19 protein-coding genes are annotated in these 23,020 nt (G+C 64.6%); 6 read left to right on the top strand and 13 right to left on the bottom strand.

Features of this window, described 5'->3' with window-relative positions:
• The first annotated feature begins 41 nt into the window (after positions 1-41).
• The 3 genes from creB (at position 42) to creD (ending at position 3,794) form a co-directional block, all read left to right on the top strand.
• Entirely contained in the window at positions 42-722 is a 681-nt protein-coding gene (gene creB / locus J4E58_RS13265) for a two-component system response regulator CreB (RefSeq protein ID WP_009045935.1), read from the top strand.
• Positions 722-2,143, top strand: a complete 1,422-nt coding sequence (creC, locus tag J4E58_RS13260) for a two-component system sensor histidine kinase CreC (protein WP_087089451.1) — start codon at positions 722-724, stop codon at positions 2,141-2,143. The genes creB and creC overlap by 1 nt, the downstream gene beginning before the upstream one ends.
• Before the next feature lie 274 nt (positions 2,144-2,417).
• The gene (gene creD, locus J4E58_RS13255; protein ID WP_087089450.1) at positions 2,418-3,794 is read left to right on the top strand and encodes a cell envelope integrity protein CreD; all 1,377 of its coding nucleotides are present in this window, start codon (positions 2,418-2,420) and stop codon (positions 3,792-3,794) included.
• A 194-nt stretch (positions 3,795-3,988) separates the two neighbouring features.
• Here the strand turns inward: creD and J4E58_RS13250 are convergent, their stop codons facing one another.
• The gene (locus tag J4E58_RS13250) at positions 3,989-4,618 is read right to left on the bottom strand and encodes a glutathione S-transferase (protein ID WP_087089448.1); all 630 of its coding nucleotides are present in this window, start codon (positions 4,616-4,618) and stop codon (positions 3,989-3,991) included.
• A gap of 111 nt (positions 4,619-4,729) precedes the next feature.
• On the opposite strand from J4E58_RS13250, the gene J4E58_RS13245 reads away from it, so the two are divergent.
• The gene (locus tag J4E58_RS13245) at positions 4,730-5,152 is read left to right on the top strand and encodes a hypothetical protein (RefSeq protein ID WP_053262912.1); all 423 of its coding nucleotides are present in this window, start codon (positions 4,730-4,732) and stop codon (positions 5,150-5,152) included.
• Here J4E58_RS13245 and J4E58_RS13240 read toward each other — a convergent pair.
• The 7 genes from J4E58_RS13240 to J4E58_RS13210 form a co-directional block, all read right to left on the bottom strand.
• A complete protein-coding gene (locus tag J4E58_RS13240) occupies positions 5,130-5,318 on the bottom strand; it encodes a hypothetical protein (protein ID WP_009045929.1) in 189 nt (62 codons plus the stop codon). The genes J4E58_RS13245 and J4E58_RS13240 overlap by 23 nt on opposite strands.
• The gene (locus J4E58_RS13235; protein WP_087089446.1) at positions 5,315-6,448 is read right to left on the bottom strand and encodes a PepSY domain-containing protein; all 1,134 of its coding nucleotides are present in this window, start codon (positions 6,446-6,448) and stop codon (positions 5,315-5,317) included. Before J4E58_RS13235 ends, J4E58_RS13240 begins: the two co-directional genes overlap by 4 nt.
• 63 nt (positions 6,449-6,511) lie before the next feature.
• On the bottom strand, positions 6,512-8,941 hold the full coding sequence (locus J4E58_RS13230; RefSeq protein WP_087089444.1) for a TonB-dependent siderophore receptor: 2,430 nt from the start codon (positions 8,939-8,941) through the stop codon (positions 6,512-6,514).
• A gap of 221 nt (positions 8,942-9,162) precedes the next feature.
• Positions 9,163-10,149 (bottom strand): FecR domain-containing protein, encoded by a 987-nt coding sequence (locus J4E58_RS13225; RefSeq protein ID WP_087089442.1) that lies wholly within the window; start codon positions 10,147-10,149, stop codon positions 9,163-9,165.
• Entirely contained in the window at positions 10,146-10,664 is a 519-nt protein-coding gene (locus J4E58_RS13220) for an RNA polymerase sigma factor (RefSeq protein ID WP_087089440.1), read from the bottom strand. The genes J4E58_RS13225 and J4E58_RS13220 overlap by 4 nt, the downstream gene beginning before the upstream one ends.
• 265 nt (positions 10,665-10,929) lie before the next feature.
• A complete protein-coding gene (locus tag J4E58_RS13215) occupies positions 10,930-11,637 on the bottom strand; it encodes a PolC-type DNA polymerase III (RefSeq protein WP_087089438.1) in 708 nt (235 codons plus the stop codon).
• Positions 11,634-13,574: a putative nucleotidyltransferase substrate binding domain-containing protein gene (locus tag J4E58_RS13210; RefSeq protein ID WP_087089436.1), complete on the bottom strand. Its 1,941-nt coding sequence runs from the start codon at positions 13,572-13,574 to the stop codon at positions 11,634-11,636. Before J4E58_RS13210 ends, J4E58_RS13215 begins: the two co-directional genes overlap by 4 nt.
• 253 nt (positions 13,575-13,827) lie before the next feature.
• Here J4E58_RS13210 and J4E58_RS13205 point away from each other — a divergent pair, with 253 nt between their 5' ends.
• Positions 13,828-14,274: a response regulator gene (locus J4E58_RS13205; protein WP_009045922.1), complete on the top strand. Its 447-nt coding sequence runs from the start codon at positions 13,828-13,830 to the stop codon at positions 14,272-14,274.
• A gap of 111 nt (positions 14,275-14,385) precedes the next feature.
• On the opposite strand, the gene J4E58_RS13200 is transcribed toward J4E58_RS13205, so the two are convergent.
• Positions 14,386-16,563, bottom strand: coding sequence for a malate synthase G (locus tag J4E58_RS13200; RefSeq protein WP_087089435.1), 2,178 nt, complete (start codon positions 16,561-16,563; stop codon positions 14,386-14,388).
• Positions 16,564-17,113: 550 nt separating this feature from the next.
• On the opposite strand from J4E58_RS13200, the gene J4E58_RS13195 reads away from it, so the two are divergent.
• Positions 17,114-17,632, top strand: coding sequence for a glycine cleavage system protein R (locus tag J4E58_RS13195; RefSeq protein WP_007926052.1), 519 nt, complete (start codon positions 17,114-17,116; stop codon positions 17,630-17,632).
• A 225-nt stretch (positions 17,633-17,857) separates the two neighbouring features.
• Here J4E58_RS13195 and rarD read toward each other — a convergent pair whose 3' ends face one another.
• The 4 genes from rarD to J4E58_RS13175 all read right to left on the bottom strand — a co-directional run bounded on the left by rarD (position 17,858) and on the right by J4E58_RS13175 (position 22,959).
• On the bottom strand, positions 17,858-18,745 hold the full coding sequence (rarD, locus tag J4E58_RS13190) for an EamA family transporter RarD (RefSeq protein WP_087089433.1): 888 nt from the start codon (positions 18,743-18,745) through the stop codon (positions 17,858-17,860).
• 221 nt (positions 18,746-18,966) lie between these two features.
• A complete protein-coding gene (locus J4E58_RS13185; protein WP_087089431.1) occupies positions 18,967-19,941 on the bottom strand; it encodes a serine/threonine protein kinase in 975 nt (324 codons plus the stop codon).
• A gap of 148 nt (positions 19,942-20,089) precedes the next feature.
• The gene (locus J4E58_RS13180; RefSeq protein ID WP_085533098.1) at positions 20,090-21,991 is read right to left on the bottom strand and encodes a PhoX family phosphatase; all 1,902 of its coding nucleotides are present in this window, start codon (positions 21,989-21,991) and stop codon (positions 20,090-20,092) included.
• Positions 21,992-22,194: 203 nt separating this feature from the next.
• Positions 22,195-22,959: a TOBE domain-containing protein gene (locus tag J4E58_RS13175; protein WP_053262902.1), complete on the bottom strand. Its 765-nt coding sequence runs from the start codon at positions 22,957-22,959 to the stop codon at positions 22,195-22,197.
• Positions 22,960-23,020 lie beyond the last annotated feature (61 nt).

The following is a 23,020-nucleotide window of genomic DNA, read 5'->3' as shown; positions in this document are numbered from 1 at the left end:
TCCGGCACCGTTCTGGCACTTACCTCCCGTGCTTGGATGCCATGCCTCATATCCTGATTGTCGAAGACGAAGCGGCGATTGCCGATACGCTGATTTTTGCCCTGCAGGGTGAAGGTTTCAGCACCACCTGGCTGAATCTCGGGCAGGCGGCGCTGGACTATCAGCGCCATACACCGGCGGACCTGCTGATTCTCGATATCGGCCTGCCGGACATCAGCGGCTTCGAAACCTGCAAGCAGTTGCGGCGCTTCAGCGAGGTGCCGGTGATGTTCCTCAGTGCCCGGGACGGGGAAATCGACCGGGTGGTGGGTCTGGAAATCGGCGCCGACGATTATGTGGTCAAGCCCTTCAGCCCGCGCGAGGTCGCCGCAAGGGTCAAGGCCATCCTCAAGCGCATGGCGCCGCGGGCGGTGGTCGAGGCGCCGGCCTCACCGTTCCAGGTCGATACCGACAAGTTCCAGATCAGCTATCGCGGCCAGTTGCTGAGCCTGACCCGCCACGAGTTCCGCCTGCTGCATTGCCTGCTGGAGCAACCCGAGCGGGTGTTCAGCCGCGAGCAGTTGCTCGACGCCCTGGGGGTGGCGGCGGATGCCGGCTACGAGCGCAGCATCGACAGCCATATCAAGAGCCTGCGGGCCAAGCTGCGCCTGGTGGCGGCCGATGCCGAGCCGATCCAGACCCATCGCGGCCTGGGCTACAGCTACAGCCCGGGGCACAGCTGATGCCGTTGGGAATCCGGATTTTCCTGGTCTACGTCCTGTTCGTCGGCCTGACCGGTTATTTCGTGCTCAGCACGGTGATGGAGGAAATCCGCCCGGGCGTGCGCCAGTCCACCGAAGAAACCCTGGTGGACACCGCCAACCTGCTGGCGGAAATCCTGCGCGATGACTTCAAGGCCGGCACCCTCAGCGAGAACCGCTGGCCGCAGTTGCTCAAGGCCTATGGCGAGCGGCAGCCGGCGGCGACCATCTGGGGCCTGCCGAAGAACCAGGTCAACCACCGCATCTACGTCACCGACGCCCAGGGCAAAGTGGTGCTGGACTCCAGCGGCCTGGCGGTCGGCCAGGATTATTCGCGCTGGAACGACGTGTACCTGACCCTGCGCGGCCAATACGGCGCACGCTCCTCGCGCAGCGTGGCCGATGACCCGAACTCCTCGGTGATGCATGTCGGCGCGCCGATTCGCGACAACGGCCGGATCATCGGCGTGGTCACCGTGGCCAAGCCCAACAGTTCCCTGCAACCCTACGTCGACCGCACCGAGCGCCGCCTACTGTGGTACGGCGCCGGCCTGATCGGCCTGGGCCTGCTGTTCGGCGCCTTGCTGTCCTGGTGGCTGAGCGCTGCCCTGCGCCGCCTGACCGGGTATGCCCAGGCGGTCAGCGAAGGCCGTCGCGCCGAGCTGCCGCACTATCGCGGCGGCGAACTGGAACAGCTGGCCACGGCGGTGGAGGACATGCGCACCCAGCTGGAGGGCAAGGCCTATGTCGAGCGTTATGTGCACACCCTGACCCACGAACTGAAAAGCCCACTGGCGGCGATTCGCGGGGCGGCGGAGCTGTTGCAGAGCGATATGCCCGGCGAACAGCGCGCACGTTTCGTCAGCAATATCGACAGCGAAAGCGCGCGCATGCAGCACTTGATCGAGCGTTTGCTGAACCTGGCGCTGGTCGAGCAGCGTCATGGCCTGGAAGAGCGGGAGGCGGTGCCGCTGGCGGACCTGGCGAACCAGGTGCTGGACAGCCAGAAGGCACGGATCGAGGGCAAGGGCCTGCAGGTCGAGCAGCGTATCGACCCGGGGCTGAAGCTGTCGGGAGAAGCGTTCCTGTTGCGCCAGGCCCTGGGCAACCTGCTGGAAAACGCCCTGGATTTCACCCCCGCCGGTGGTGTGCTGCGCCTGAGCGCCAGCAGAACGGGCGACCAGCTGCGGTTGAGCCTGTTCAACCAGGCCGAGCCGATCCCGGACTACGCCCTGGCGCGCCTGACCGAACGTTTCTACTCCCTGCCACGGCCTGACAGCGGGCGCAAAAGCACCGGCCTGGGGCTGAACTTCGTCGAAGAGGTGGTGCAGCTGCATGGCGGCCAGATGCGGATCGGCAACGTGGAAGGCGGCGTTGAAGTGACCTTGCAGTTCCCGGCCTGATTCCCTGCGTGTACCGTTTTGCGGCTGCTTCGCAGACCGATCGCAGCCTTCGGCAGCGGCTGCAAGATGCACGGAATCTGTGTAGCCGCTGGCGCAGCCTGCGATCGGGCGCGAAGCGGCCGCCAGATCTGCCAGCCACCCCATCTCTATGGGGCCACCGATAGACGCTCCTGCAAAGGGCGAGGGGCAATCTCCACACAGTCTCCACACAGCCCCCATAAAACCCCCACATGGGCTGCCCAGACTCTCCCTCATTCGAACAGGGAGAGAACCCATGAATCGCAATCTGACCATAAAGCTGGGGGCTATCGCCCTTTTGATCCTGGGGCTGCTGGTCCCGCTGTTGATGATCGACGGGCTGATCCAGGAGCGCCAGGAACTGCGCGACGGTGTGCTGACCGATATCGCCCGCAGCTCCAGCTACAGCCAGCAACTGAGCGGCCCGCTGCTGGTGGTGCCTTATCGCAAGGTGGTGCGCACCTGGAAAACCAACGAGAAGACCAACAAGCGTTACCAGGAGCTGGGAGAAGAGCGCGGGCAGCTGTACTTCCTGCCGGAGCACTTCGAACTCGATGGCCAGGTACGGACCGAATTGCGTGCCCGGGGTATCTACCAGGCCCGGCTGTTCCATGCCAACAACCGCATCAGCGGCCAGTTTGCGCTGCCCGAGCAATTGGGGATCAAGGAAGACTTCGTCGACTACAAATTCGAGCAGCCGTTTCTCGCCGTGGGCATCAGCGACATTCGCGGTATCGAACAAGCGCTGGCCCTCGAACTGAACGGACAGAACCTGCCGTTCGCTCCCGGCAGCCGGATTGACTGGCTCGGGGAGGGCGTACACGTCAACCTGCCGCTGCTGGACGGCAAGCGCAGCACCGACCTGGACTTCGCCTTCGATCTGCAATTGCAAGGCACTGGTCAGTTGCAGGTGCTGCCGGTGGGCAAGACCAGCAAGGTGCGCCTGCGTGCCGACTGGCCTCATCCGAGCTTTATCGGCAACTACCTGCCGGCCCAGCGTGAGATTTCCGACCTGGGCTTCGCCGCCAACTGGCAGACCTCGTTCTTCTCCACCAACCTGGAAAGCGCGTTGATCAATTGCCTGGCCAGCGGGCAGTGCAAGGAGTTCAAGAACCGCTCCTTCGGCGTGAGTTTCATCGACCCGGTGGACCAGTACCTCAAGAGCGACCGGGCGATCAAATACGCGCTGCTGTTCATCTCCCTGACCTTTGCCGGTTTCTTCCTCTTCGAGGTGCTCAAGAGCCTGGCGGTGCACCCGGTGCAATACGCCCTGGTGGGCGTGGCCCTGGCGTTCTTCTATCTGTTGCTGCTGTCGCTGTCGGAGCACATCGGCTTCGCCCTGGCCTACCTGCTGTCGGCCGGTGCCTGTGTGGCGCTGATCGGCTTCTACGTCAGCCATGTGTTGCGCAGCCTGGGCCACGGCCTGAGTTTCGCCGCCGGCCTGGCCGCTTTGTATGGCCTGTTGTACGGCTTGCTCAGCGCCGAGGATTACGCACTGCTGATGGGCTCGCTGCTGCTGTTCGGCCTGCTGGGTGTGTTCATGGTGCTGACCCGCAAACTCGACTGGTACGGCGTAGGCCAGGCCAAAGCGAACCAGCCGCTGACGTTCGAGACGCAGGTGGCCCATGAGTAGGTCGTTGGGGTTGCGCGAGGACCAGCAGGCGGCGGAAGCCTTGCTGGCATGGATAGTCGGGTTGCTGCCTGAAGCACCGTGGGGCGGCCATCGCGAGCAAGCTCGCTCCTACATGGAACAGCGCAGTACCTGTAGGAGCGAGCTTGCTCGCGATAGGGTCGGCGCGGCCACCACCATGCTTCAGGTGGGAGGCTTCAAACCGGCGGCTGGGTCGCCAGCATCGAAGGGCGTCGACTGACCTCGGCGTACCAGGCCGCCAGTTGGGGCTGGGCGTCGCGCCACCGCAGGTCGGGGTGGCGGAAATCGAGGTAACCCAGGGCACAGGCGACGCCGATGGAAGCGACGTCGAAGTGGCTGGCCAGTTCGGCGATCGCATCGGCCTCGAGCACGGCCAGGGCGCGGCGGATCTTGTCGCGCTGGCCGTCGAGCCACTGCTCCCAGTGTTTCTCGGAGGCGCGCAGGGCCAGTTCGTAACGGATCAGCACCGAGGCATCGAGGATCCCGTCGGCCAGCGCCGCCAGGGTCAGGCGCCGCCAGCGGGCCGAGCCTTCACGGGGGATCAGCGGGTTGCCGACATGCTGCTGGTCGAGGTAGTCGAGGATCACCCGGCTGTCGTACAGCACGTTGCCGTCGGCCAGGCGCAGGGCGGGAATCTTGCCCAGCGGGTTGTCCTGGTTGAGGGCGGTGTCCGGGTTCACCGGGGTCAACTGGCTGGCTTGCAGGGCCACGCGGTCCAGCTGGCCGGTCTCGTGCAGCAGCACCATGACTTTGCGCACATAAGGTGATGCCGGGTTGTGGAACAGCGTCATGCTGGGGGTGGACATGAATATTCCTCGAAGGTGGAAGTGGAGCGCAGGCTCGCCACCCCGGGGATCTTAACGCAGCCTCTGGCCCCGGCCACAGGGGCGGCATGCAGGACAGACAAGGAGTGATGAATGCGCAGGTGTTATTTTCGGCACGGGTTGTACAGCCTGGTCCTGACGCTGTCGGGCGCGCTGGCGGTGTACCTGGCCTTGCAGTATGAGTTTCGCCGCCACGGCGAGGGTGAGCCGGAACTGATCATGGCGTTCGCCTACATGGCCTGGTACTGGGCGCTGCCGGCGCTGGCCTTGCCGGCTTTGGGCTGTGCCCTGCTGAGCCTGCGGGGCCCCGGCCCGGTGACCCGGCCCTGGCGCTGGGGCCTGGCGGCGAGCTATGTACCGCTGCTGGGGCTGGCGCTGTTCTGCGTACTGGTGGCCGCCGAGGCGCAGCAGGAAAACCGCGTATTCATCCCGGTGCTGCCGATCGGCCTGGGGCTGGCGCTGTACCTGTGGCGCGGTTTCCCCGCCGCCGGGGTCAGGCCGGTGGCGGGCGGTTGAACAGACCCCGCAGGGCGATCAGGGCCGGAGCGCCCAAGCCGAGCCAGCTCAGGGCGTCCCAGATGCCGTCGCCGAGCAGCGCGGAGAACAGCCCTGCGGCACAGAGCACGGCAATGAACAGCGGCGCGCCGAAGACCTTCCAGAAATTCGATTGCCGCGGCCTCATGGCGCCACCGCGGCGGGTTCGCCCAAGGCCGGCCGGGCCGCGCGGCGCCGCACCAGCCACAGGTACACCCCGCTGCCCAGGACAATGATGGTCAGCACATCCAGGGTCGCCCAGAGGATCTTCATCGGCATGCCGCCGTAGTCGCCGAAGTGCAGCGGTTGCGACATGCCCATGGCGTCCATGTACCAGGGACGTTCGGCCACCGCGGTGACCTCCAGGGTGCTGGCGTCGATCAGCACCGGGGTCAGCAGGTGCGAGGTCAGGTGGGTGCTGCCTTTCATGAACACCGCGTAGTGATGCTCGCTGGAAAAACGTGTGCCGGGGAAGGCGATGAAGTCCGGCTGCATGCCCGGCGCCACTTCCTTGGCGATCTCCAGCAGGCGGCTGGTCGGGGCCAGTCGGGTCAGTGGCGGGGCCTCGCGGTAAGGCTCGATCATCGCGCTGAGGCTGTCGTTGCGCCAGGCCGCGATCAGCAGGTCGGCGCAGGCGCTGATCACCCCGGTGACGCCGACCACCAGGGCCCAGGTCAGGGTCACCACGCCGATCAGGTTATGCAGGTCCAGCCAGCGCAGGCGGGTGGACTTGTCCTGGCGCACCGTGGCGAATTCCAGCCGGCGCATGAACGGCAGGTACAGCACCACGCCGGAGACGATCGCCAGCACGAACAGCAGCCCCATGAACGCCAGCAGCAGCTTGCCCGGCAGGCCGGCGAACAGGTCCACGTGCAGGCGCAGCATGAACATCATCAGCCCGCCATTGGCCGAGGGTGTTTCCACGGCTTCGCCGGTGCGCGCGTCGAGCATGAAGGTGTGGGACGAGTTGGGCTCGGTGCCGGCGGTCCTGGCCATGATGGTGAGCACGCCGTTGGGGTCTTCCTCGTCCCAACCGAAGTACTGCATGACCTCGCCCGGTCGATGGGCCTCGGCGGCGCGCACCAGCTGCTGCAGATCCAGCTGCGGGGTGTCGGCGGGCATTTCCCGCAGCTGCGGTGCGTCGCCCAGCAGGTGATCGATCTCGTGGTGAAAGATCAGCGGCAGGCCGGTCAGGGCCAGCATCAGCAGGAACACCGTGCAGATCAGGCTGGTCCAGGTGTGGATAAAGGACCAGCGGCGGATGGTTTTGCTTTTCATTTCTTAGCCTTCAGGCACAGCAAAGCCGTCCTTGCAGGACGGCCTGGTTGTTAACTCAGCCGATTACCACTGATAGGTGGCACTGGCGACCACGCTACGCTGATCGCCGAAATAGCAGTAGGAGCCATCGCAGGTGGACAGGTAGTCCTTGTCGAACAGGTTGGTGGCGTTGAGTTTCAGCGACGCGCCTTTGAGGCTGCTGTCCAGGCGGCCCAGGTCGTAATGCACGGCGGCATCGAACACCGTGTAGGCATTGGCCTTACCCAGCCAGGTATTGGCCTGGTCGCCGTAGGTGTTGCCGGTATAGCGGGCACCGGCGCCAATGCCGAAACCGTCGAGCACGCCGCTGTGCCAGGTGTAGTCGGTCCACAGGGAGGCTTGCTGGTTGGGCATCAGTTGCAGGCGGTTGCCTTTATAGATGCCTTTTTGCACCTCGGACTTGGCCAGGGTGTAGGCGGCGATGACCTTGAGGTTGTCGGTCACGTCGGACACGGCTTCCAGTTCCAGGCCTTTGACCTTCACTTCGCCGGTCTGGTTGGTGACCGACTCGCCACCGGCACCGATGCTGGTTACCAGCACGTTTTTCTGGGTCAGGTCGTAGACCGCCGCACTCAGCAGGGTGTTGGAGCCCGGCGGCTGGTACTTGATGCCCAGCTCCCATTGCTTGCCCTCGGTGGGTTTATACGACTCGGTCGGGGAGACGCTGGCGTTGCTGGCGGGCTGGAAGGATTCGGCGTAGGACAGGTACGGCACCAGGCCCGAGTCGAACACATAGCTCAGCGCCGCGTTGCCACTGAAGTTCTTGCTGCGGTCGGTGTTGGTCACGTCGTTTTTGTTGAAGTAGGTGGTGCCCTGGTGCACCCAGTCTTCACGCCCGCCCAGGGTCAGGCGCCATTTGTCCAGGGCCATCTGGTCCTGCACGTAGAGGCCGGTCTGCACGGTTTTCTGGTTGTAGTCGTAGTAAGCGCTGGAGCGCGCCGGGCGCACGATCGGCTGGCCATAAACCGGATTGAAGATGTTGGTGGTCCCGCCGTCGCCGTAAATCGACAGGTAGGAGGTGTCGGTCCGTTGGTGATCCAGGCCGATCAGCACGGTGTGGGTGATGTCGCCGGTGGCGAAGTCGGCCTGGAAGTTGTTGTCGACCGCGAACTGGCTGATGTCCTCGTCGACGTTGGTCGAGGTACGGCTGATATTGCCTGCCGCGTCAGCCGGGGAGTAGGCGTAGGAACCCACGGTCAGTTGCTGGAAGGACAGCTCCGATTTGGTGTAGCGCAGGTTCTGGCGGAACTGCCAGACATCGTTGAAACGGTGCTCGAAGGCATAGCCCAGGGCGTAGTAGGTACGGTCGTAGAACTCGTAGTCCGGGTCGCCGAGGTTCTTGTGATGGGAGACGTCGCCCAGTGGCGACTTGATCTTGGTGCCCTGGATCGGCATGAACTGGCTGGTCGCCCCGGTGTCGTCGCGGGTGAACTGCGAAAGCAGGGTCAGCCTGGTATCGGTATCGATGTTCCAGGTCAGGCTGGGGGCGATGTTGTAGCGCTTGTTGTCGATGTGATCGACCTGCGTTCCGGCATCCCGCACCACGCCGCTGAGGCCGTAGAGGAACTGGCCTTCATCGTCGATCTTGCCGGTGCTGGCGAAGTTGATCTGGCGGTAGTTGTCGCTGCCGTACTGCAGCTGAATGGCATGGCTCGATTCCGCGCTGGGGCGCCGGCTGACCATGTCCAGCAGGCCGCCCGGCGGGGTCTGGCCGTAGACCGACGAGGCCGGGCCGCGCAGCAGGGCAAGGCGGTCGAGGTTCCAGGTCTCCGCTTTCGGGTTGGCATACACACCGCGGGGCAGCGGCAGGCCGTCGAGGAATTGGGTGGGCTCGAAGCCGCGCACGCGCATCCAGTCATAACGGGTGTCGCTGCCGTAGCTGGCGGAAACGATGCCGGGCATGTAACGCACGGCATCGTCCAGATTCTGCACGTTGCGGTCTTCCATCTGCTGGCGGGTCGCGACGGAAATCGAACGCGGCGCTTCGACCAGCGAGGTGTCGGTCTTGGTGCCGGCGGCGGTGCGCGTGGCGAGGTAACCGTCCACCGGCCCCCAGGCACTCTCATAAGCCTGCTGGCCGGTGATGCTGGTTTCCGGCAGGGCCACCACACCGTCGGGAATCGCCACCAGGCTGTAGGTGCCGGCACTGCTTTGTTCCAGTTGCAGGCCGGTGCCGCGCAGGGCCTCGCGCAGGGCGCCGGCGGCGTCGAACTGGCCCTTGACCGGGGCCGAAGTCTTGCCGGCGGCCAGGCTCGGGTTGAGGCTCAGGGCCAGGCCCGCCTGGCTGGCGATCTGGTTCAGGGTGCTGGCCAGGGGCGCGGCCGGCAGGTTGTAGGCGCGCACGCTGGACGCCTGTTCGGCGGCGATCAGCGGGGTGCTGGCCAGCGGGGCGCAAAGGGCAATCGCCACGGCCAACAGGCTGGGGCGCAACAGGGTGTCTAGCGAGCGGGACATACGGCGGCTCCTGGATGGAAATATTTCTCAATTGCCTATGTGCCGGACGAGATTCCAAAAGTGATAGGGCGGACTGAAAATAATTTCGATTCACGAAAATAAGAGGGATATTTCAGGCTGGGGCAGGCGGCGTCAGTTGGAATTTTCGCGAGCAAGCTTGCGCCTACAGGGCACCGCCGTTCCTGTAGGCGCGAGTTTGCTTGCGATAAAAATCGTGCCGCCTAGGGCTTGGCCTTGCTCTCGGCCCGCGCCACCAACGTCACCCACCAGGGCGTATGCCGCTCGATGGCCACGGGCAGCGTCGGCAGCAGCGCGCTCAGGGCCAGGTCGGTGTCGTGCAGCGGGAAGCTGCCGGTGATGCGCAGGTCGGCCACCTCGTCGGCCACCCCCAGATGGCCGCGGCGGTAGCGCCCCAGTTCGCTGACCAGGTCCGCCAGGCGCGCGTTGTCCACCACCAGCATGCCGCGGGTCCAGGCGTCGGCGCCGGAGTTCAGGGCCAGCAGCGGGCCGAGGCCGTCGCGGCGTATCAGCACCTGCTGGCCTTCCTTGAGGATCTGCTCGTCCTGGCTGGATTCCGGCCGCGCGGCCACGGCCGATTGCAGCACGCTCAAGCGCGTGCCCTGTTCCTCGCGCTTGACCAGGAAGCGCGTGCCCAGCGCGCGCATATGGCCTTCGCGGGTTTCGACGATAAAGGGGCGGGCGTCGTTGTGGCCGGTCTCGACCAGGATCTCGCCTTCCTGCAACACGATGCGTCGCTGCTTTTCGTCGAAACGCACATCCACGGCGCTGTGGGTATTGAGGTTGATCACGGTGCCGTCGGCCAGGCGCAGGGTGCGCTGCTCGCCGGTGGCGGTGCGCTGGTCGGCGAGCCAGTAATCCAGCTGGCCGTAACGGTCGCCGGCGAACAGGGCCAGGCCCAGCAGCAGGGCGACGCTGGCCAGCCCGCTGCCGAGCTTGCGCACGCGCCGCCGGATGCCGTCCCGCGATTGCAGCAGGGCGCTGCGGGCCGGGCCGTTGGCGACGCTGAAACGCTGGTCGAGCATGCCCAGCTGGCGCCAGGCGCGGGCGTGTTCTTCATCGGCGGCGTGCCATTTGGCGAACTCTTCGCGGGCCATCGGGTTGCCTTCGCCGGAATCCAGCGACAACTGCCAGGCAATCGCCGCGTCCAGCACCCGGGCAGACACCGGCTTGGCGTTGAGCGAACTCATGCCGGCTCACCGTACAGGGCGACGTAGCACTGGCGAATGCCCTGGGCCAGGTACTGCCTGACCCGCGGCACGGACACCCCGAGGCGTTCGGCGATTTCGGCGTGGCCGAGGCCGTCGAGGCGGTTATAGAGGAAGGCGGCGCGGGCCTTGCTCGACAGCTTGCCCAGCAGGCGGTCGATGGCCTTGAGGTCTTCAAGGATCGATTGCTGTTCTTCCGGGGAGGAGTGTTCCTCTTCCGGGATCAGCATCAGTTCGGTGAGGTAGGCCTGCTCCAGCGCGGCGCGGCGGAAGTAGTCGAACAGCAGGCCCTTGGCGATGGCCACCAGGAACGCCCGCGGCTCGCGCGGGGCTTTCAGTTCGTCGCGGCCCAGCAGGCGGACGAAGGTGTCCTGGCTCAGGTCCTCGGCCCGTTGCGGGCAGGCCACGTTGCGCCGCAGCCAGGCCAGCAGCCAGCCGCGATGGTCGCGATACAACGCACCAACGAGGTCACTGTGGGGGCTTTGGGCTGATGGCACCTGGGTATCCCAATCGAGAAGTTGAAACTAACGAGAATTATTCGCGATTGTGGCAGGGCGCAAAGAGCCGCGCAATGGGCGCCGGTCGGCGGGGTGGATAGCCAATGTTTCGGGTCGATACCTGTAGCCGCTGCCGAGCAACGCGAGGCTGCGACCGGCAACGCAGTTGCCGCAAAGCCTCGGCTTGCAGTGTGTCTGGCAGAGAGCGTCGGCGACCGCTATGCGCTCGATCGCAGCCTCGCAGGGCTCGGCAGCGGCAGCAGGGTCAGAAGGAGTGGCTCTGCTGCCGGCGTTTCCATTGGCTGAGCCGCTGTTGCAGGTTCAGCGGGCTGTGGATCTGCTGCTGGCGGGCGCGGCTGAACAGGATCAGCGCCAGCTCGGCGGTGGCCAGGGCATCGGCGGCGGCATGGTGGCGTTCGCCGGCGTGCAGCTTGAAGTAGCCCATCCAGTCATCCAGCCCGGCTTCGCGGATATGCGCCTGGGGGCAGAGCAGCGGGGCCATTTCGGCGACGTCGAGGAACGGATGCTGCAGGCGATAACCCAGGCTGTCCTTCAGCGCCCGGCCGAGCATGTGCTGGTCGAATGGCGCATGGAAGGCCAGCAGCGGGCTGTCGCCGACGAACGCCATGAAATCCAGCAAGGCTTCCACCGGGTCGCTGCCGGCGGCGATCGCGCTAGGGCCAAGGCCGTGAATCAGCACGCTGGGGCTGAGCTTGTGATCGGTACGCTGCAAGGTGCGCTCGAACTGCTGGCTGAAGTCGATGGCGCCGTCTTCTATCACCACCGCGCCAATGGACAGCACCTGGTCGCGATTGAGGTTGAGCCCGCTGGTTTCCAGGTCCAGCACCACCCAGCGCTGTTCGCGCAGGCTGCATTCGCCCAGCGCCGGGGCGACGGGCAGGCGCTCGCGGCGTTGTTGCTGCTCGGCGCTGAGTGCCGTGCTGGCCGGGCGCAACCAGGCGAACAGGCTCATAGCTGATACCTCAGCGCCAGGCTGCTTTGCAGGCGCTGGGCCTGGCGCAGCGACTCGCGCAGGATACGCCGGTCCAGGTGGTTGAGGCTGTCCGGGTCGACGCGGTTGGAGTAGGGCAGGTTCTGCCGGGTCTGCAATTGGTGCTGTTGCATACGGGTCTGCTGGATGAAGTGATAAGCCTCTTCATACGCGGCGCCGTCGAGGGTTTCGATGACTTCCCTGGCCACCAGCTGGCGCAGGCGCTCCAGGGTGTTGTTGGCATCGATGCCATTGGCCAGGGCCAGCAGGCGCGCACCGTCGACGAAGGGGGTGAGGCCCTGGATCTTGAGGTCGAGGGTGGCTTTTTCGCCATTTTTCCTGGCCAGGACGAACTCGCGAAAACGCCCCACCGGCGGGCGCTGGCGCAGCGCGTTCTCGGCCATCATGCGCTGGAACAGGCGGTTGTCGCCGACCTGGTCGAGGATGCCGCGGCGCAGTTGCGCGCAGCCCTGCTCGTCGCCCCAGACCACCCGCAGGTCGAAATAGATGCTCGAACCCAGCAGGTTCTCCGGCGTGGCCTCACGGATGAAGGCGGCGAAGCGTCGTGCCCATTCGGCGCGGGACAGGCACAGCTCGGGGTTGCCGGCCATGATGTTGCCCTTGCACAGGGTGAAGCCGCACAGCGCCAGGCTCTGGTTGATCTGCTGCGCCAGGGGCAGCAGCTTGCCGCGAATCTCTGCCGCATGGGCTGCGTCGCGCGCTTCGAACAGGATGCCGTTGTCCTGGTCGGTGTGCAGGGTCTGCTCGCGCCGGCCTTCGCTGCCGAAACACAGCCAGCTGAACGGCACGCCGGGGTCGCCCTTGTCGGCCAGGGTCAGTTCGATGACCCGGCACACGGTGTGGTCGTTGAGCAGGGTGATGATGTGAGTGATCTGGGTCGAGGACGCGCCGTGGGCCAGCATGCGCTCCACCAGCTGGCCGATCTCGCCGCGAATCGCCACCAGGTTGTCGATCCGTGGCGCGTTGCGGATGGTCCGCGCCAGGTGCACCAGGTCGACCCGTTGCAGGGAAAACAGGTCGCGCTCGGAAACCACGCCGCACAGGCGCTGCTCTTTGACCAGGCAGACGTGGGCGATGTGCCGTTCGGTCATGGCGATGGCGGCGTCGAATGCGCTGTGGTCCGGCGAGAGGGCGAACGGCGCTTGGGTCATGTGCCGTTCGATGCCCTGGTTGAAGTCGCTGGTGCCGTCGGCCACCACCTGGCGCAGGTCGCGCAGGGTAAAGATGCCGAGCGGCGCCTTGTGTTCATCCACCACCACTATGCTGCCGACCTGCTGTTCGTGCATCAGGCTCACGGCTTCGCGCAGAGGGGTGGACGGGCTGCAGGTCACTGGGTGGCGCATCGCCAGTTCGCCCAGCCGGGTGTTGAGGGAGTATTGGGTGCCGAGGGTTTCAACGGCTTTTTGCTGGACCTGCTGGTTGACCTGGTCCAGCAGGCTGCTGACGCCGCGCAGGGCGAAATCGCGAAACACCGCGCAAAGGGCGAACAGCTTGATGAAGGCCGGCTTGTTCAGTTGCAGGCAGAAGGTGTCCTCGGCCGCCAGGTGTTCGGTGCGGGTGGCGCGCTCGCCCAGCAGCGCGGCGAGGGGGAAACACTCGCCGGCGGTGATCTCGAAGGTGGTTTCGGTGCCGCCCTTGAGGGCGTGCTGGCGCTCGCCGACCACCCGGCCCTGCTTGACGATATAGAAGTGTTCGACCGGTCCGTCGGCGGGTTTGATGATGCTTTCGCCGGGGCCGTAGAAACGCAGTTGGCATTGCTCGACCAGGTACGCCAGGTGAGCGTTTTCCATCTGATTGAAGGGGGGGAACCGCTGGAGAAACTGCATCGTGCCGTGGATGTTCTGCAACACCGCGGTTTTCCCTGCCTGGGTGAAGGCATCCGCTTTACTCATAACCATTACCGCAGTCTTTTTGGATTTGTCGTGGTCGGGTCTTGGGTCATGGTCGGTCCCACGCTGCCAGGTGCCCATTGGACGTAAGTCTAGGTAGCGGCTCTGCACCTGTTAATTCGCTTCAAGCAGGTGTCAAAACTGTGAAAAAAGTACTTATCCGGCCTCTTGGAAAAAAATCCGACGAAGTGCACATTGGAGGCCTGCTTAGCGATGTCTGACCACTGTGCTAGGGGATCGATTTGAATATGTAGAGAAAGCCATGTCCGACCACGATATTTTGAGTGATGCCGAGCGCGAGGCGTTGAACGCCGTGATGCTCGAGCCCGATCTGCCGCCCCAGCGCGTGTTGATCGCCGATGATGACAAGGATGCCCGTGAGTTGCTGTCGGAGATTCTCGGACTGGATGGCATTCGCTGCATGACCGCAGCCAGTGGCAAGGCAGCACTGGAACTGTTGAACTCGAACAAATCGATCGGACTGCTGATCACCGACCTGCGCATGGCCCCCTGCAACGGCCTGGATCTGATACGCCAGGTGCGCGAATCGGAGCGGGCGGCCCTTCCGATCATTATCATTTCCGGGGATGCCGATGTGCGCGACGCCATCGCGGCCATGCACCTGAGCGTGGTGGACTTCCTGCTCAAGCCGATCGACACCGGCAAGCTGCTGGCGCTGGTCAAGCATGAGCTGGGAGTGGTGCGCTAGGAACAGGGTGTCCCCCTAGGAGCGAGCCTGCTCGCGATAAGATTCCCCGGCAGAAACACAAAAGCCCTGGTCTCGCGACCAGGGCTTTTTCTTTACCGCGTCAACGCAGGATCACAGGCCGTTGCGGGCCTTGAACTCGCGACGACGACGGTGCAGCACCGGCTCGGTGTAGCCATTGGGCTGCTTGGTGCCTTCGATCACCAGTTCGACCGCCGCCTGGAAGGCGATGTTGCTGTCGAAGTTCGGTGCCAGCGGACGGTACAGGGTGTCGCCGGCGTTCTGCCGGTCCACCACGGGCGCCATGCGCTTGAGGCTTTCCATGACCTGGGCTTGGGTGACGACGCCATGGCGCAGCCAGTTGGCGATGTGCTGGCTGGAAATACGCAGGGTGGCGCGGTCTTCCATCAGGCCGACATCGTTGATGTCCGGCACCTTGGAACAGCCGACGCCCTGGTCGATCCAGCGCACCACATAACCGAGAATGCCCTGGGCGTTGTTGTCCAGTTCGTTCTTGATCTCTTCGGCCGACCAGTTGGTGTTGCTGGCCAGCGGGATGGTCAGGATGTCGTCCACCGAGGCGCGGGCGCGCTTGGCCAACTCGGCCTGGCGGGCGAACACGTCGACCTTGTGATAGTGCAGGGCGTGCAGGGCCGCGGCGGTGGGCGAGGGTACCCAGGCAGTGTTGGCGCCGGCCAGCGGGTGGGCGATTTTCTGTTCGAGCATGGCGGCCATCAGGTCCGGCATGGCCCACATGCCTTTACCGATCTGCGCACGACCTTGCAGGCCGGTGCTCAGGCCGATATCGACGTTCCAGTTCTCGTAGGCGCCGATCCACTTGGCGGCCTTCATCTCGGCCTTGCGCACCACGGCGCCGGCTTCCATGGAGGTGTGGATTTCGTCGCCGGTACGGTCGAGGAAGCCGGTGTTGATGAACACTACGCGCTCGCTGGCGGCCTTGATGCAGGCCTTGAGGTTGACCGTGGTGCGGCGCTCCTCGTCCATGATCCCGACTTTCAGGGTGTTGCGCGGCAGTTCCAGCACGTCTTCGATGCGCCCGAACAACTCGTTGGTGAAAGCGGCTTCTTCCGGGCCGTGCATCTTCGGCTTCACGATGTACACCGAGCCGGTGCGGCTGTTGGTGCGCGAGGTGTTGCCGTTGAGGTTGTGGATCGCCGCGAGGCTGGTGACCAGGCCATCGAGGATGCCTTCCGGCACTTCGTTGCCTTGGCTGTCGAGGATCGCGTCGATGGTCATCAGGTGACCCACGTTACGCACGAACAGCAGCGAACGGCCGTGCAGCTTCACACTGCCGCCGTTGGGCGCGGTGTATTCGCGGTCGGCGTTCATGGTGCGGGTGAAGGTCTTGCCGCCCTTGGCCACTTCTTCGGCCAGGTCGCCCTTCATCAGGCCGAGCCAGTTGCGGTAGATCACCACCTTGTCGTCGGCGTCGACGGCGGCGACCGAGTCTTCGCAGTCCATGATGGTGGTCAGGGCGGCTTCCATCAGCACGTCTTTTACGCCGGCCGTGTCGGTCTGGCCGACCGGGCTGCTGGCGTCGATCTGGATCTCGAAATGCAGGCCGTTGTGTTTCAGCAGCACCGCGGTCGGTGCCGCGGCATCGCCGTGGTAGCCGATCAGTTGAGCGTCGTCGCGCAGGCCGCTGTTGCTGCCACCCTTGAGGGCGACCACCAGCTTGCCGTCGACGATCTTGTAGCCGGTGGAGTCGACATGGGAGCCGGCGGCCAATGGCGCGGCCTCGTCGAGGAAGGCGCGGGCGAAGGCGATGACTTTGTCGCCGCGCACCTTGTTGTAGCCTTTGCCTTTTTCCGCGCCGTCGGCTTCGCTGATGGCGTCGGTGCCATAGAGCGCGTCGTACAGCGAGCCCCAGCGGGCGTTGGAGGCGTTGAGGGCGAAGCGGGCATTCATCACCGGGACCACCAGCTGCGGACCGGCCATGCGGGCGATCTCGTCATCGACGTTTTGCGTCGTGGCCTGGAAGTCCGCCGCTTCTGGCAGCAGATAACCGATGTCTTGCAGGAAGGCTTTGTAGGCCACGGCGTCGTGGGCTTGTCCGGCACGGGCTTGGTGCCAGGCATCGATACGCGCCTGGAAATCGTCGCGTTTGGCGAGTAGGGCTTTGTTCTTCGGTGCCAGGTCGTGGATGACCTTGTCGGCGCCGGCCCAGAACGTGTCGGCGGTGAGGCCGGTACCGGGAATCGCTTCGTTGTTCACGAAGTCGAACAGGACTTTGGCGACCTGCAGGCCACCGACTTGAACGTGTTCAGTCATTGCTTGCCTCACTCTGCTCAGCTATTTCGCTTTTCAGCTCTTCAAATTGACAATGAAGCCTCTGGCCATTTAAACCACAAACCCCTCTACCAGTACATGCCATCGCGGGCGGCTGGGATGGTTCCAATCAACGGCTCGGAGCCTTGCTGACAGGGCTTTCAGGGTTGCGACTGCGCCTTGGCAGACATCGATCCAACGTTATGTAGTGCGCGCTGCGGCATACTACATGATGAATTGCGGTTGTGAAAATTAGACTAAATACGTCGTTCCGCGACTCAAGTTCGCGGCACGGTCACGCTGGGGAACAGGATGTTCTCAAAAAACTTGCGGATTGTTCCATAGAATTCTAAAAACATGTACACGATTTGTCTCAAGCCCCTTTTTTCCTTGTAGGCGCGAAGCTTGCTCGCGATGGCATCCTGACAGTCCCAACGATGCCGGCCGGGTGATTCTTGTCGCAAGCAGGCGTCGCTCCTGCCGGGCCGCGGCGACCCTGCGGCTTGCCTATACTTGACCTTCTACAACAAACGTCCTGACAGAGGGTTGCGCCATGGACCACCTCGTACTCACCGTATTCGCCCCGGACAAGCCCGGACAGGTCGAGCGCATCGCCCAATGCATCGCCGCGCACGGCGGCAACTGGCTGGAGAGCCGCATGTCGCGGATGGCCGGGCAGTTCGCCGGCATCCTGCGGGTCGGCGTGCCGGCCGAAGCCTATGACGAGCTGGTGGACGCGCTGCAAGGCTTGGCGGCCCAGGGCATTCGGGTGCTGATCGCCGAAAGCGGTATCGAACAGTCCTGCACCTGGAAGCCGATCGCCATGGAACTGGTGGGCAACGACCGGCCGGGCATTGTGCGCGACATCACCCGCCTGTTGAGCGAGCAGGGGGTGAACCTGGAGCGGCTGGTGACCGAAGTGCGCCCGGCCCCCATGAGCAGCGAGCCGCTGTTCCACGCCGAAGCGATCCTGGCGGTGCCGCTGACTTTGTCCCTCGACGTTTTGCAGTCGCGCCTGGAAACCCTGGCGGATGATTTGATGGTGGAGTTGGTGCTGCGCAGCGAGGTGTGAACCTGAAAGGGCGGGTTATCCAGTTTTAGCGTGCATGCGCCTGTGGATAACCTGTAGAGACCTGGCGCCAGCCCAAGCCGGCCAAGGCTTTGCTGAATCTGATCAAAAAACCAGCAGTTTCAAGGGCTTGTGCACAAACGGCGGGGATCACGCTGTGGGTAACCTTGGGAAGGATAGATGCAGGCCACGCCAACCGTGGCCTGCAGAGCTTTGTACGTTTATTGATCAGCTGCGTTTGCGCAGGCTCAACCAGGCATCCACGCTGTACACCGCCAGGCCGGCCCAGATAAACATGAACGCCACCAGGGTGCTCGACGACAGGTGTTCGCCGAACAGCAGTACCGCCTGCAGCAGCACCAGGGTCGGCGCCAGGTACTGCAAGAAGCCCAGGGTGGTGTAGGGCAGGTGACGGGCGGCGGCGTTGAAGCACACCAGCGGCACCAGGGTGACGGGACCGGCCGCCACCAGCCACCAGGCCTCGGAGCTGGTCCAGAAGGCCGCCTGGGCACTGGAGGCGGTGGGGTTGAGCAAGAGCCAGGCGAGGGCGATCGGTACCAGCATCCAGGTTTCCACCACCAGCCCCGGTAGCGCCTTGACCGGTGCCTGCTTGCGGATCAGCCCGTAGAAACCGAAGGTCAGCGCCAGCACCAGGGAAACCCAGGGCAGGCTGCCGACCTGCCACACCTGCTGCGCCACGCCCACCGCCGCCAGGCCCACTGCGAGCCACTGCAGGCGCCGCAGCCGCTCACCGAGGATCAGCATGCCCAGCAGCACGTTCACCAGCGGGTTGATGTAGTAACCCAGGCTGGCTTCGAGCATGCGCCCGTTGTTCACCGACCAGACATAGGTCAGCCAGTTGGCCGCGATCAGGGTACCGCTCAGGGCCAGGATCGCCAGGCGCCTGGGGTTGTCCCGCAGCTCGCGCCACCAGCCGGGATGCTTCCAGACCATCAGCAGCAGCGCGCCGAACAGCGCGGACCAGAGCACCCGGTGGATGATGATTTCCACGGCGGGCACGTTGGCGATGGCTTTGAAGTAGATCGGGAACAGGCCCCAGATGATGTAGGCACTCAGGCCCAGGATGTACCCGCGGCGCGGGTTGGCGGCTTGCATGCAGAATCCTTGCTTAGGCAGCTAACAAAGAGGGGGATTGTAAGGAGGTTTGTCAGGCCGTGTCTTTGTCGGCGTCATCCTGGTTGCCGGCTTTTGTGATCAATCCGGCTTCTGCAGGAGCGAGGCTTGCCCGCGATCAATACACCACGGTGCATCAGAACTACCGCGGCGAGGCTATCGCGGGCCAGCCTCGCTTCTACAGGTCGGATCAGGGCTTGGGGTCAGAACAGCTTCAGCGGTTCTTCGTTGAGCGCCGAGAGTTGCTCGCGCAACGCCAGCACCTGGTCGCCCCAATAACGCTCGCTGCCGAACCAGGGGAAGCTGCGTGGGAACGCCGGGTCGTCCCAGCGCCGGGCCAGCCAGGCGCTGTAGTGCATCAGGCGCAGGGCGCGCAGCGGTTCGATCAATGCCAGTTCGCGCGGGTCGAAGTCGTGGAACTCGCTGTAGCCATCCATCAGTTCTGACAGCTGCCCCAGGCATTCCTGGCGATTGCCGGCGAGCATCATCCACAGGTCCTGCACCGCCGGGCCCATGCGGCAGTCGTCGAGGTCAACGATATGGAACACCTCGTCGCGGCACATCATGTTGCCGGGATGGCAGTCGCCGTGCATGCGGATGTTCTGGTGCGGCGTGGCCTGGTAGACCTCTTCCACCCGCTTGAGCAGGTCGCGGGCCACTGACTCGTAGGCCGGCAGCAGGCTCTTGGGCACGAAGTCGCCTTCCAGCAGGGTGGTCAGCGAATCGTGGCCGAAGTTCTTCACCCCCAGCGCTTCGCGATGCTCGAACGGGCGGGTGGCGCCGACCGCATGCAGGCGGCCGAGCAATTGCCCCAGGCGATACAGCTGGTCGAGGTTGCCGGGTTCCGGCGCCCGGCCGCCACGGCGTGGGAACAGGGTAAAGCGGAAGCCTTCATGCTCGAACAGGCTTTCGCCCTGGTGAATCAGCGGCGCCACCACCGGCACTTCGCACTCGGCGAGTTCGAAGGTGAAGCGGTGCTCTTCGAGGATCGCCTCGTTGGTCCAGCGCTGCGGGCGGTAGAACTTGGCGATCAGCGGCTCGCTGTCTTCGATGCCGACCTGGTAGACACGGTTTTCGTAACTGTTGAGTGCCAGGACACGGGCGTCGCTGAGAAAACCGATGCTTTCGACGGCATCGAGGACTAGATCAGGGGTAAGGGTTTCGAACGGGTGAGACATGCTGACTCCTGCGCGCAGCAGGCTGCTGCGTCCGGCCAAGCATGGTAGCGCACGAAGGATGACAGGTGGTGACTGTGAGGGCGCTATCGCGGGCAAGCTCGCCCCTACACGGATCTGTAGGAGCGAGGCTTGCCCGCGAAGCGGTCTATCAGGCGCCGACGATACCGCCGTCTTCCCGGGTGATCACCATCACCGAGGAACGCGGCTTGCCGTTGGGCAGGTGCTCGGGGAAGGTCGAACCGCCGTTCTCGCCCGGGTGCTGGATGCCCACGAACAGGCTCCGCTGATCCGGCGAGAAGGTGATGCCAGTGACTTCGCAGCCCACCGGCCCGACCATGAAACGACGGATTTCACCGGTGTCCGGGTCGGCGCAGAGCATCTGGTTGTTGCCCATGCCGGCGAAGTCGCCGGTGTTGCTGGAGTCGCCGTCGGTGAGGATCCACAACCGGCCGGCCTTGTCGAAACCCAGGCCGTCGGGGCTGTTGAACATGTTCTGCGGCGTGATGTTCGACGAACCGCCTTTGGGCTGGCCGGCATGCACGGCCGGGTTGCCGGCGACCACGAACAGGTCCCAGGTGAAGTCCATCGAGCCGTGGTCGCCACGGGCGGTCTGCCAGCGCAGGATCTGCCCGTAGACGTTTTTCTCCCGCGGGTTCGGGCCGCCCACTGGCTGGCCGTCTTCGCCACGTTTGGAGTTGTTGGTCAGGGTGCAGTAGACCTGGCCGTCCTTCGGGCTGACCACGATCCATTCCGGGCGGTCCATGCGGGTGGCCTTGACCACGCTGGCCGCGAGGCGAGCGTGGATTAGCACTTCGGCCTGGTCGGCGAAACCGCTGCTGGCGTCGATGCCGTTCTTGCCATGGCTCAGCTCGACCCATTTGCCCTTGCCTTTCGGGTGGTCCGGGTTGCCGTCGCCATTGTCGAAGATCGCCACGTACAGGGTGCCGTGGTCCAGCAGGTCGCGGTTGGCCTTGGGGTTGCGGTGGTTGATGCGGTCGCGGCTGACGAACTTGTAGATGAACTCGCCACGCTCGTCGTCGCCCATGTAGACCACGGCGCGTCCGTCGCGGGTTTCGGCCAGGGCGGCGTTCTCGTGCTTGAAGCGGCCCAGGGCGGTGCGCTTGATCGGCTTGGACTGCGGGTCGAACGGGTCGATCTCCACGACCCAGCCGTGACGGTTGAGTTCGTTGGGGTTTTTCGCCAGGTCGAAGCGCGGGTCGAACTGATGCCAGTTGATGTCGCGGCTGCTCGCCGAGGCGCCATAGCGTTTCTGCGCGGCATCGAAGGTCTGCTGGGCGTTGCTGCTGCCGAAGCAGTCGGTGAAGTTCTCTTCACAAGTCAGGTAGGTGCCCCATGGCGTCTTGCCGTTGGCGCAGTTCTGGAAGGTGCCGAGGACTTTGCGGCCGCTCTTGTCGGCGCTGGTTTTCATCAGCGCGTGGCCGGCGGCCGGGCCGCTCAGGCGAATCGGCGCGTTGCCGTGGATGCGTCGGTTGTAGCGCGAGCCCTGGACGAACTGCCATTGGCCGCTGCGGCGCTGCACTTCGATCACCGACACGCCTTCGCTGGCCAGGGCCTTGCGCACGTCTTCCGCTGACTGCGGCATGCCGCCGTGGGGGTAGAGGTAGCGGTAGTTGGTGTATTCGTTGTTGATCGCCATCAATGCGCGATTCTTGTCGTCCGGGAAGGCGAACAGGCTCATGCCGTCGTTGTTGTCACCGAACTGGACCTCCTGGGCCGCGGCGGTGCCATTGCCACTCGGGTCGAACGCCGGGCCGTTCTTCTGCAGGGGCTGGCCCCAGCTGATCAGCACCGAAGACTTGTAGCCCGGCGGCAGGGTGATGGTGTCGCTGGTGGCGGCGGCAATGCCTTCAAAGCCCAGCAGCTTGCTGGAACCGGCGCTGACGCTGGCGGCCAGCACGCTGCGGCTCAGCAGGTTGCCACCGAGGAACATGGCCGCGCCGCACAGGGCGCCGGCGCTGATGAAACCACGGCGGCTGAGGCCGACCATCTTTTCGAGGTCGGTAGGTTGGTCTTCTTCTAATAGGCTCATCACAGGCTTCCTGCAGGGTTTTGCAGCCACCTTAATCAGCGTCGATGACGAACATGTTGCAGCGCCGCAAGCATTGCGCGGCTTTGTGTAGCCGCTGCCGAAGGCTGCGATCGACCCGAAGGGGCGCGAGGACCTTGAGTCCATCGAGGTCCTGCGACCAGCGTGGCCCGGACTATCGCAGCCTGCGGCAGCAGCAAAAAAAACTAGAGCGGCGTGCCGAGCAGCACGTTGGACGGCGAGAACTGCACCCGTACCGGCTGGCCGGCGCTCAAGCCAAGGTGTCGCAGGTGCAGCGGTTCGGCCAGGGCACAGAGCGTCTGGCCGCTGGGCAGGGCGATTCTGATTTCGCTGGGGCCGTCTTCGGCGTCGAGGATCGCTTCCAGGGTGCCCTGCAGACAATTGTGTCCGGGTGTTGCGGGTTGATCGATGGCCAGCAATTCCAGCCAGCCGGCCTTGATCAACGCCACGACGCCTGTGCCGGGCTCCAGTTCCAGGTGCAGGGTGCTGTCATGGGTGATCTGCGCCTGGATCGCCAGGTCTTCTGCGAGCGCCAGTCGTATCAGATCGTTGCGCCCCTGCGCTTCGATCGCCAGCACCGTGCCATGCAGCTGGTTGCGGGCGCTGGTGCGGAGCATCAGGCGCCCCAGCAGATCGAGGTCGGCGGCGTCTTCGGCGGCTTCCAGCACCTGGGCCTGCAAGGCCTGCAAGCGCTGGTAGAGGCGCAGCACCCGTTCGCCTTCGACGGAGAGCCTGGCGCCACCGCCGCCTTTGCCGCCGACACTGCGTTCGACCAGGGGCTTTTGCGCCAGGTTGTTCAACTCGTCGATGGCGTCCCAGGCCGCCTTGTAACTCAGGCCGGCGCTTTTCGCGGCACGGGTGATCGAGCCCTGTTCGGCGATGTGCTGCAGCAGGGCAATGCGCTGCGGGCGACGGGCGATGTGCTGGGTCAACAAGGTGGGCAAGGGCATGGCTGAACGCTTTGAACGCTGGGAATGGAAAGGGAGTTTGCGGCTTGAGGGGCGAGAGTCA

The organism is Pseudomonas sp. FW305-25 (assembly GCF_017351415.1).
GTDB lineage: Bacteria > Pseudomonadota > Gammaproteobacteria > Pseudomonadales > Pseudomonadaceae > Aquipseudomonas > Aquipseudomonas chlororaphis.
Note: the sequence above shows the minus strand (reverse complement) of the source record. Positions and strands in the feature narration are given on the sequence as shown.

Bases quoted from the DNA above. Each gene is read 5' to 3' on its own strand.
- creB (WP_009045935.1), top strand. From the start codon at position 42: ATGCCTCATATCCTGATTGTCGAAGACGAAGCGGCGATTGCCGATACG.
- creC (WP_087089451.1), top strand. From the start codon at position 722: ATGCCGTTGGGAATCCGGATTTTCCTGGTCTACGTCCTGTTCGTCGGC.
- creD (WP_087089450.1), top strand. From the start codon at position 2,418: ATGAATCGCAATCTGACCATAAAGCTGGGGGCTATCGCCCTTTTGATC.
- J4E58_RS13250 (WP_087089448.1), bottom strand. From the start codon at position 4,618: ATGTCCACCCCCAGCATGACGCTGTTCCACAACCCGGCATCACCTTAT.
- J4E58_RS13245 (WP_053262912.1), top strand. From the start codon at position 4,730: ATGCGCAGGTGTTATTTTCGGCACGGGTTGTACAGCCTGGTCCTGACG.
- J4E58_RS13240 (WP_009045929.1), bottom strand. From the start codon at position 5,318: ATGAGGCCGCGGCAATCGAATTTCTGGAAGGTCTTCGGCGCGCCGCTG.
- J4E58_RS13235 (WP_087089446.1), bottom strand. From the start codon at position 6,448: ATGAAAAGCAAAACCATCCGCCGCTGGTCCTTTATCCACACCTGGACC.
- J4E58_RS13230 (WP_087089444.1), bottom strand. From the start codon at position 8,941: ATGTCCCGCTCGCTAGACACCCTGTTGCGCCCCAGCCTGTTGGCCGTG.
- J4E58_RS13225 (WP_087089442.1), bottom strand. From the start codon at position 10,149: ATGAGTTCGCTCAACGCCAAGCCGGTGTCTGCCCGGGTGCTGGACGCG.
- J4E58_RS13215 (WP_087089438.1), bottom strand. From the start codon at position 11,637: ATGAGCCTGTTCGCCTGGTTGCGCCCGGCCAGCACGGCACTCAGCGCC.
- J4E58_RS13210 (WP_087089436.1), bottom strand. From the start codon at position 13,574: ATGGTTATGAGTAAAGCGGATGCCTTCACCCAGGCAGGGAAAACCGCG.
- J4E58_RS13205 (WP_009045922.1), top strand. From the start codon at position 13,828: ATGTCCGACCACGATATTTTGAGTGATGCCGAGCGCGAGGCGTTGAAC.
- J4E58_RS13200 (WP_087089435.1), bottom strand. From the start codon at position 16,563: ATGACTGAACACGTTCAAGTCGGTGGCCTGCAGGTCGCCAAAGTCCTG.
- J4E58_RS13195 (WP_007926052.1), top strand. From the start codon at position 17,114: ATGGACCACCTCGTACTCACCGTATTCGCCCCGGACAAGCCCGGACAG.
- rarD (WP_087089433.1), bottom strand. From the start codon at position 18,745: ATGCAAGCCGCCAACCCGCGCCGCGGGTACATCCTGGGCCTGAGTGCC.
- J4E58_RS13185 (WP_087089431.1), bottom strand. From the start codon at position 19,941: ATGTCTCACCCGTTCGAAACCCTTACCCCTGATCTAGTCCTCGATGCC.
- J4E58_RS13180 (WP_085533098.1), bottom strand. From the start codon at position 21,991: ATGAGCCTATTAGAAGAAGACCAACCTACCGACCTCGAAAAGATGGTC.
- J4E58_RS13175 (WP_053262902.1), bottom strand. From the start codon at position 22,959: ATGCCCTTGCCCACCTTGTTGACCCAGCACATCGCCCGTCGCCCGCAG.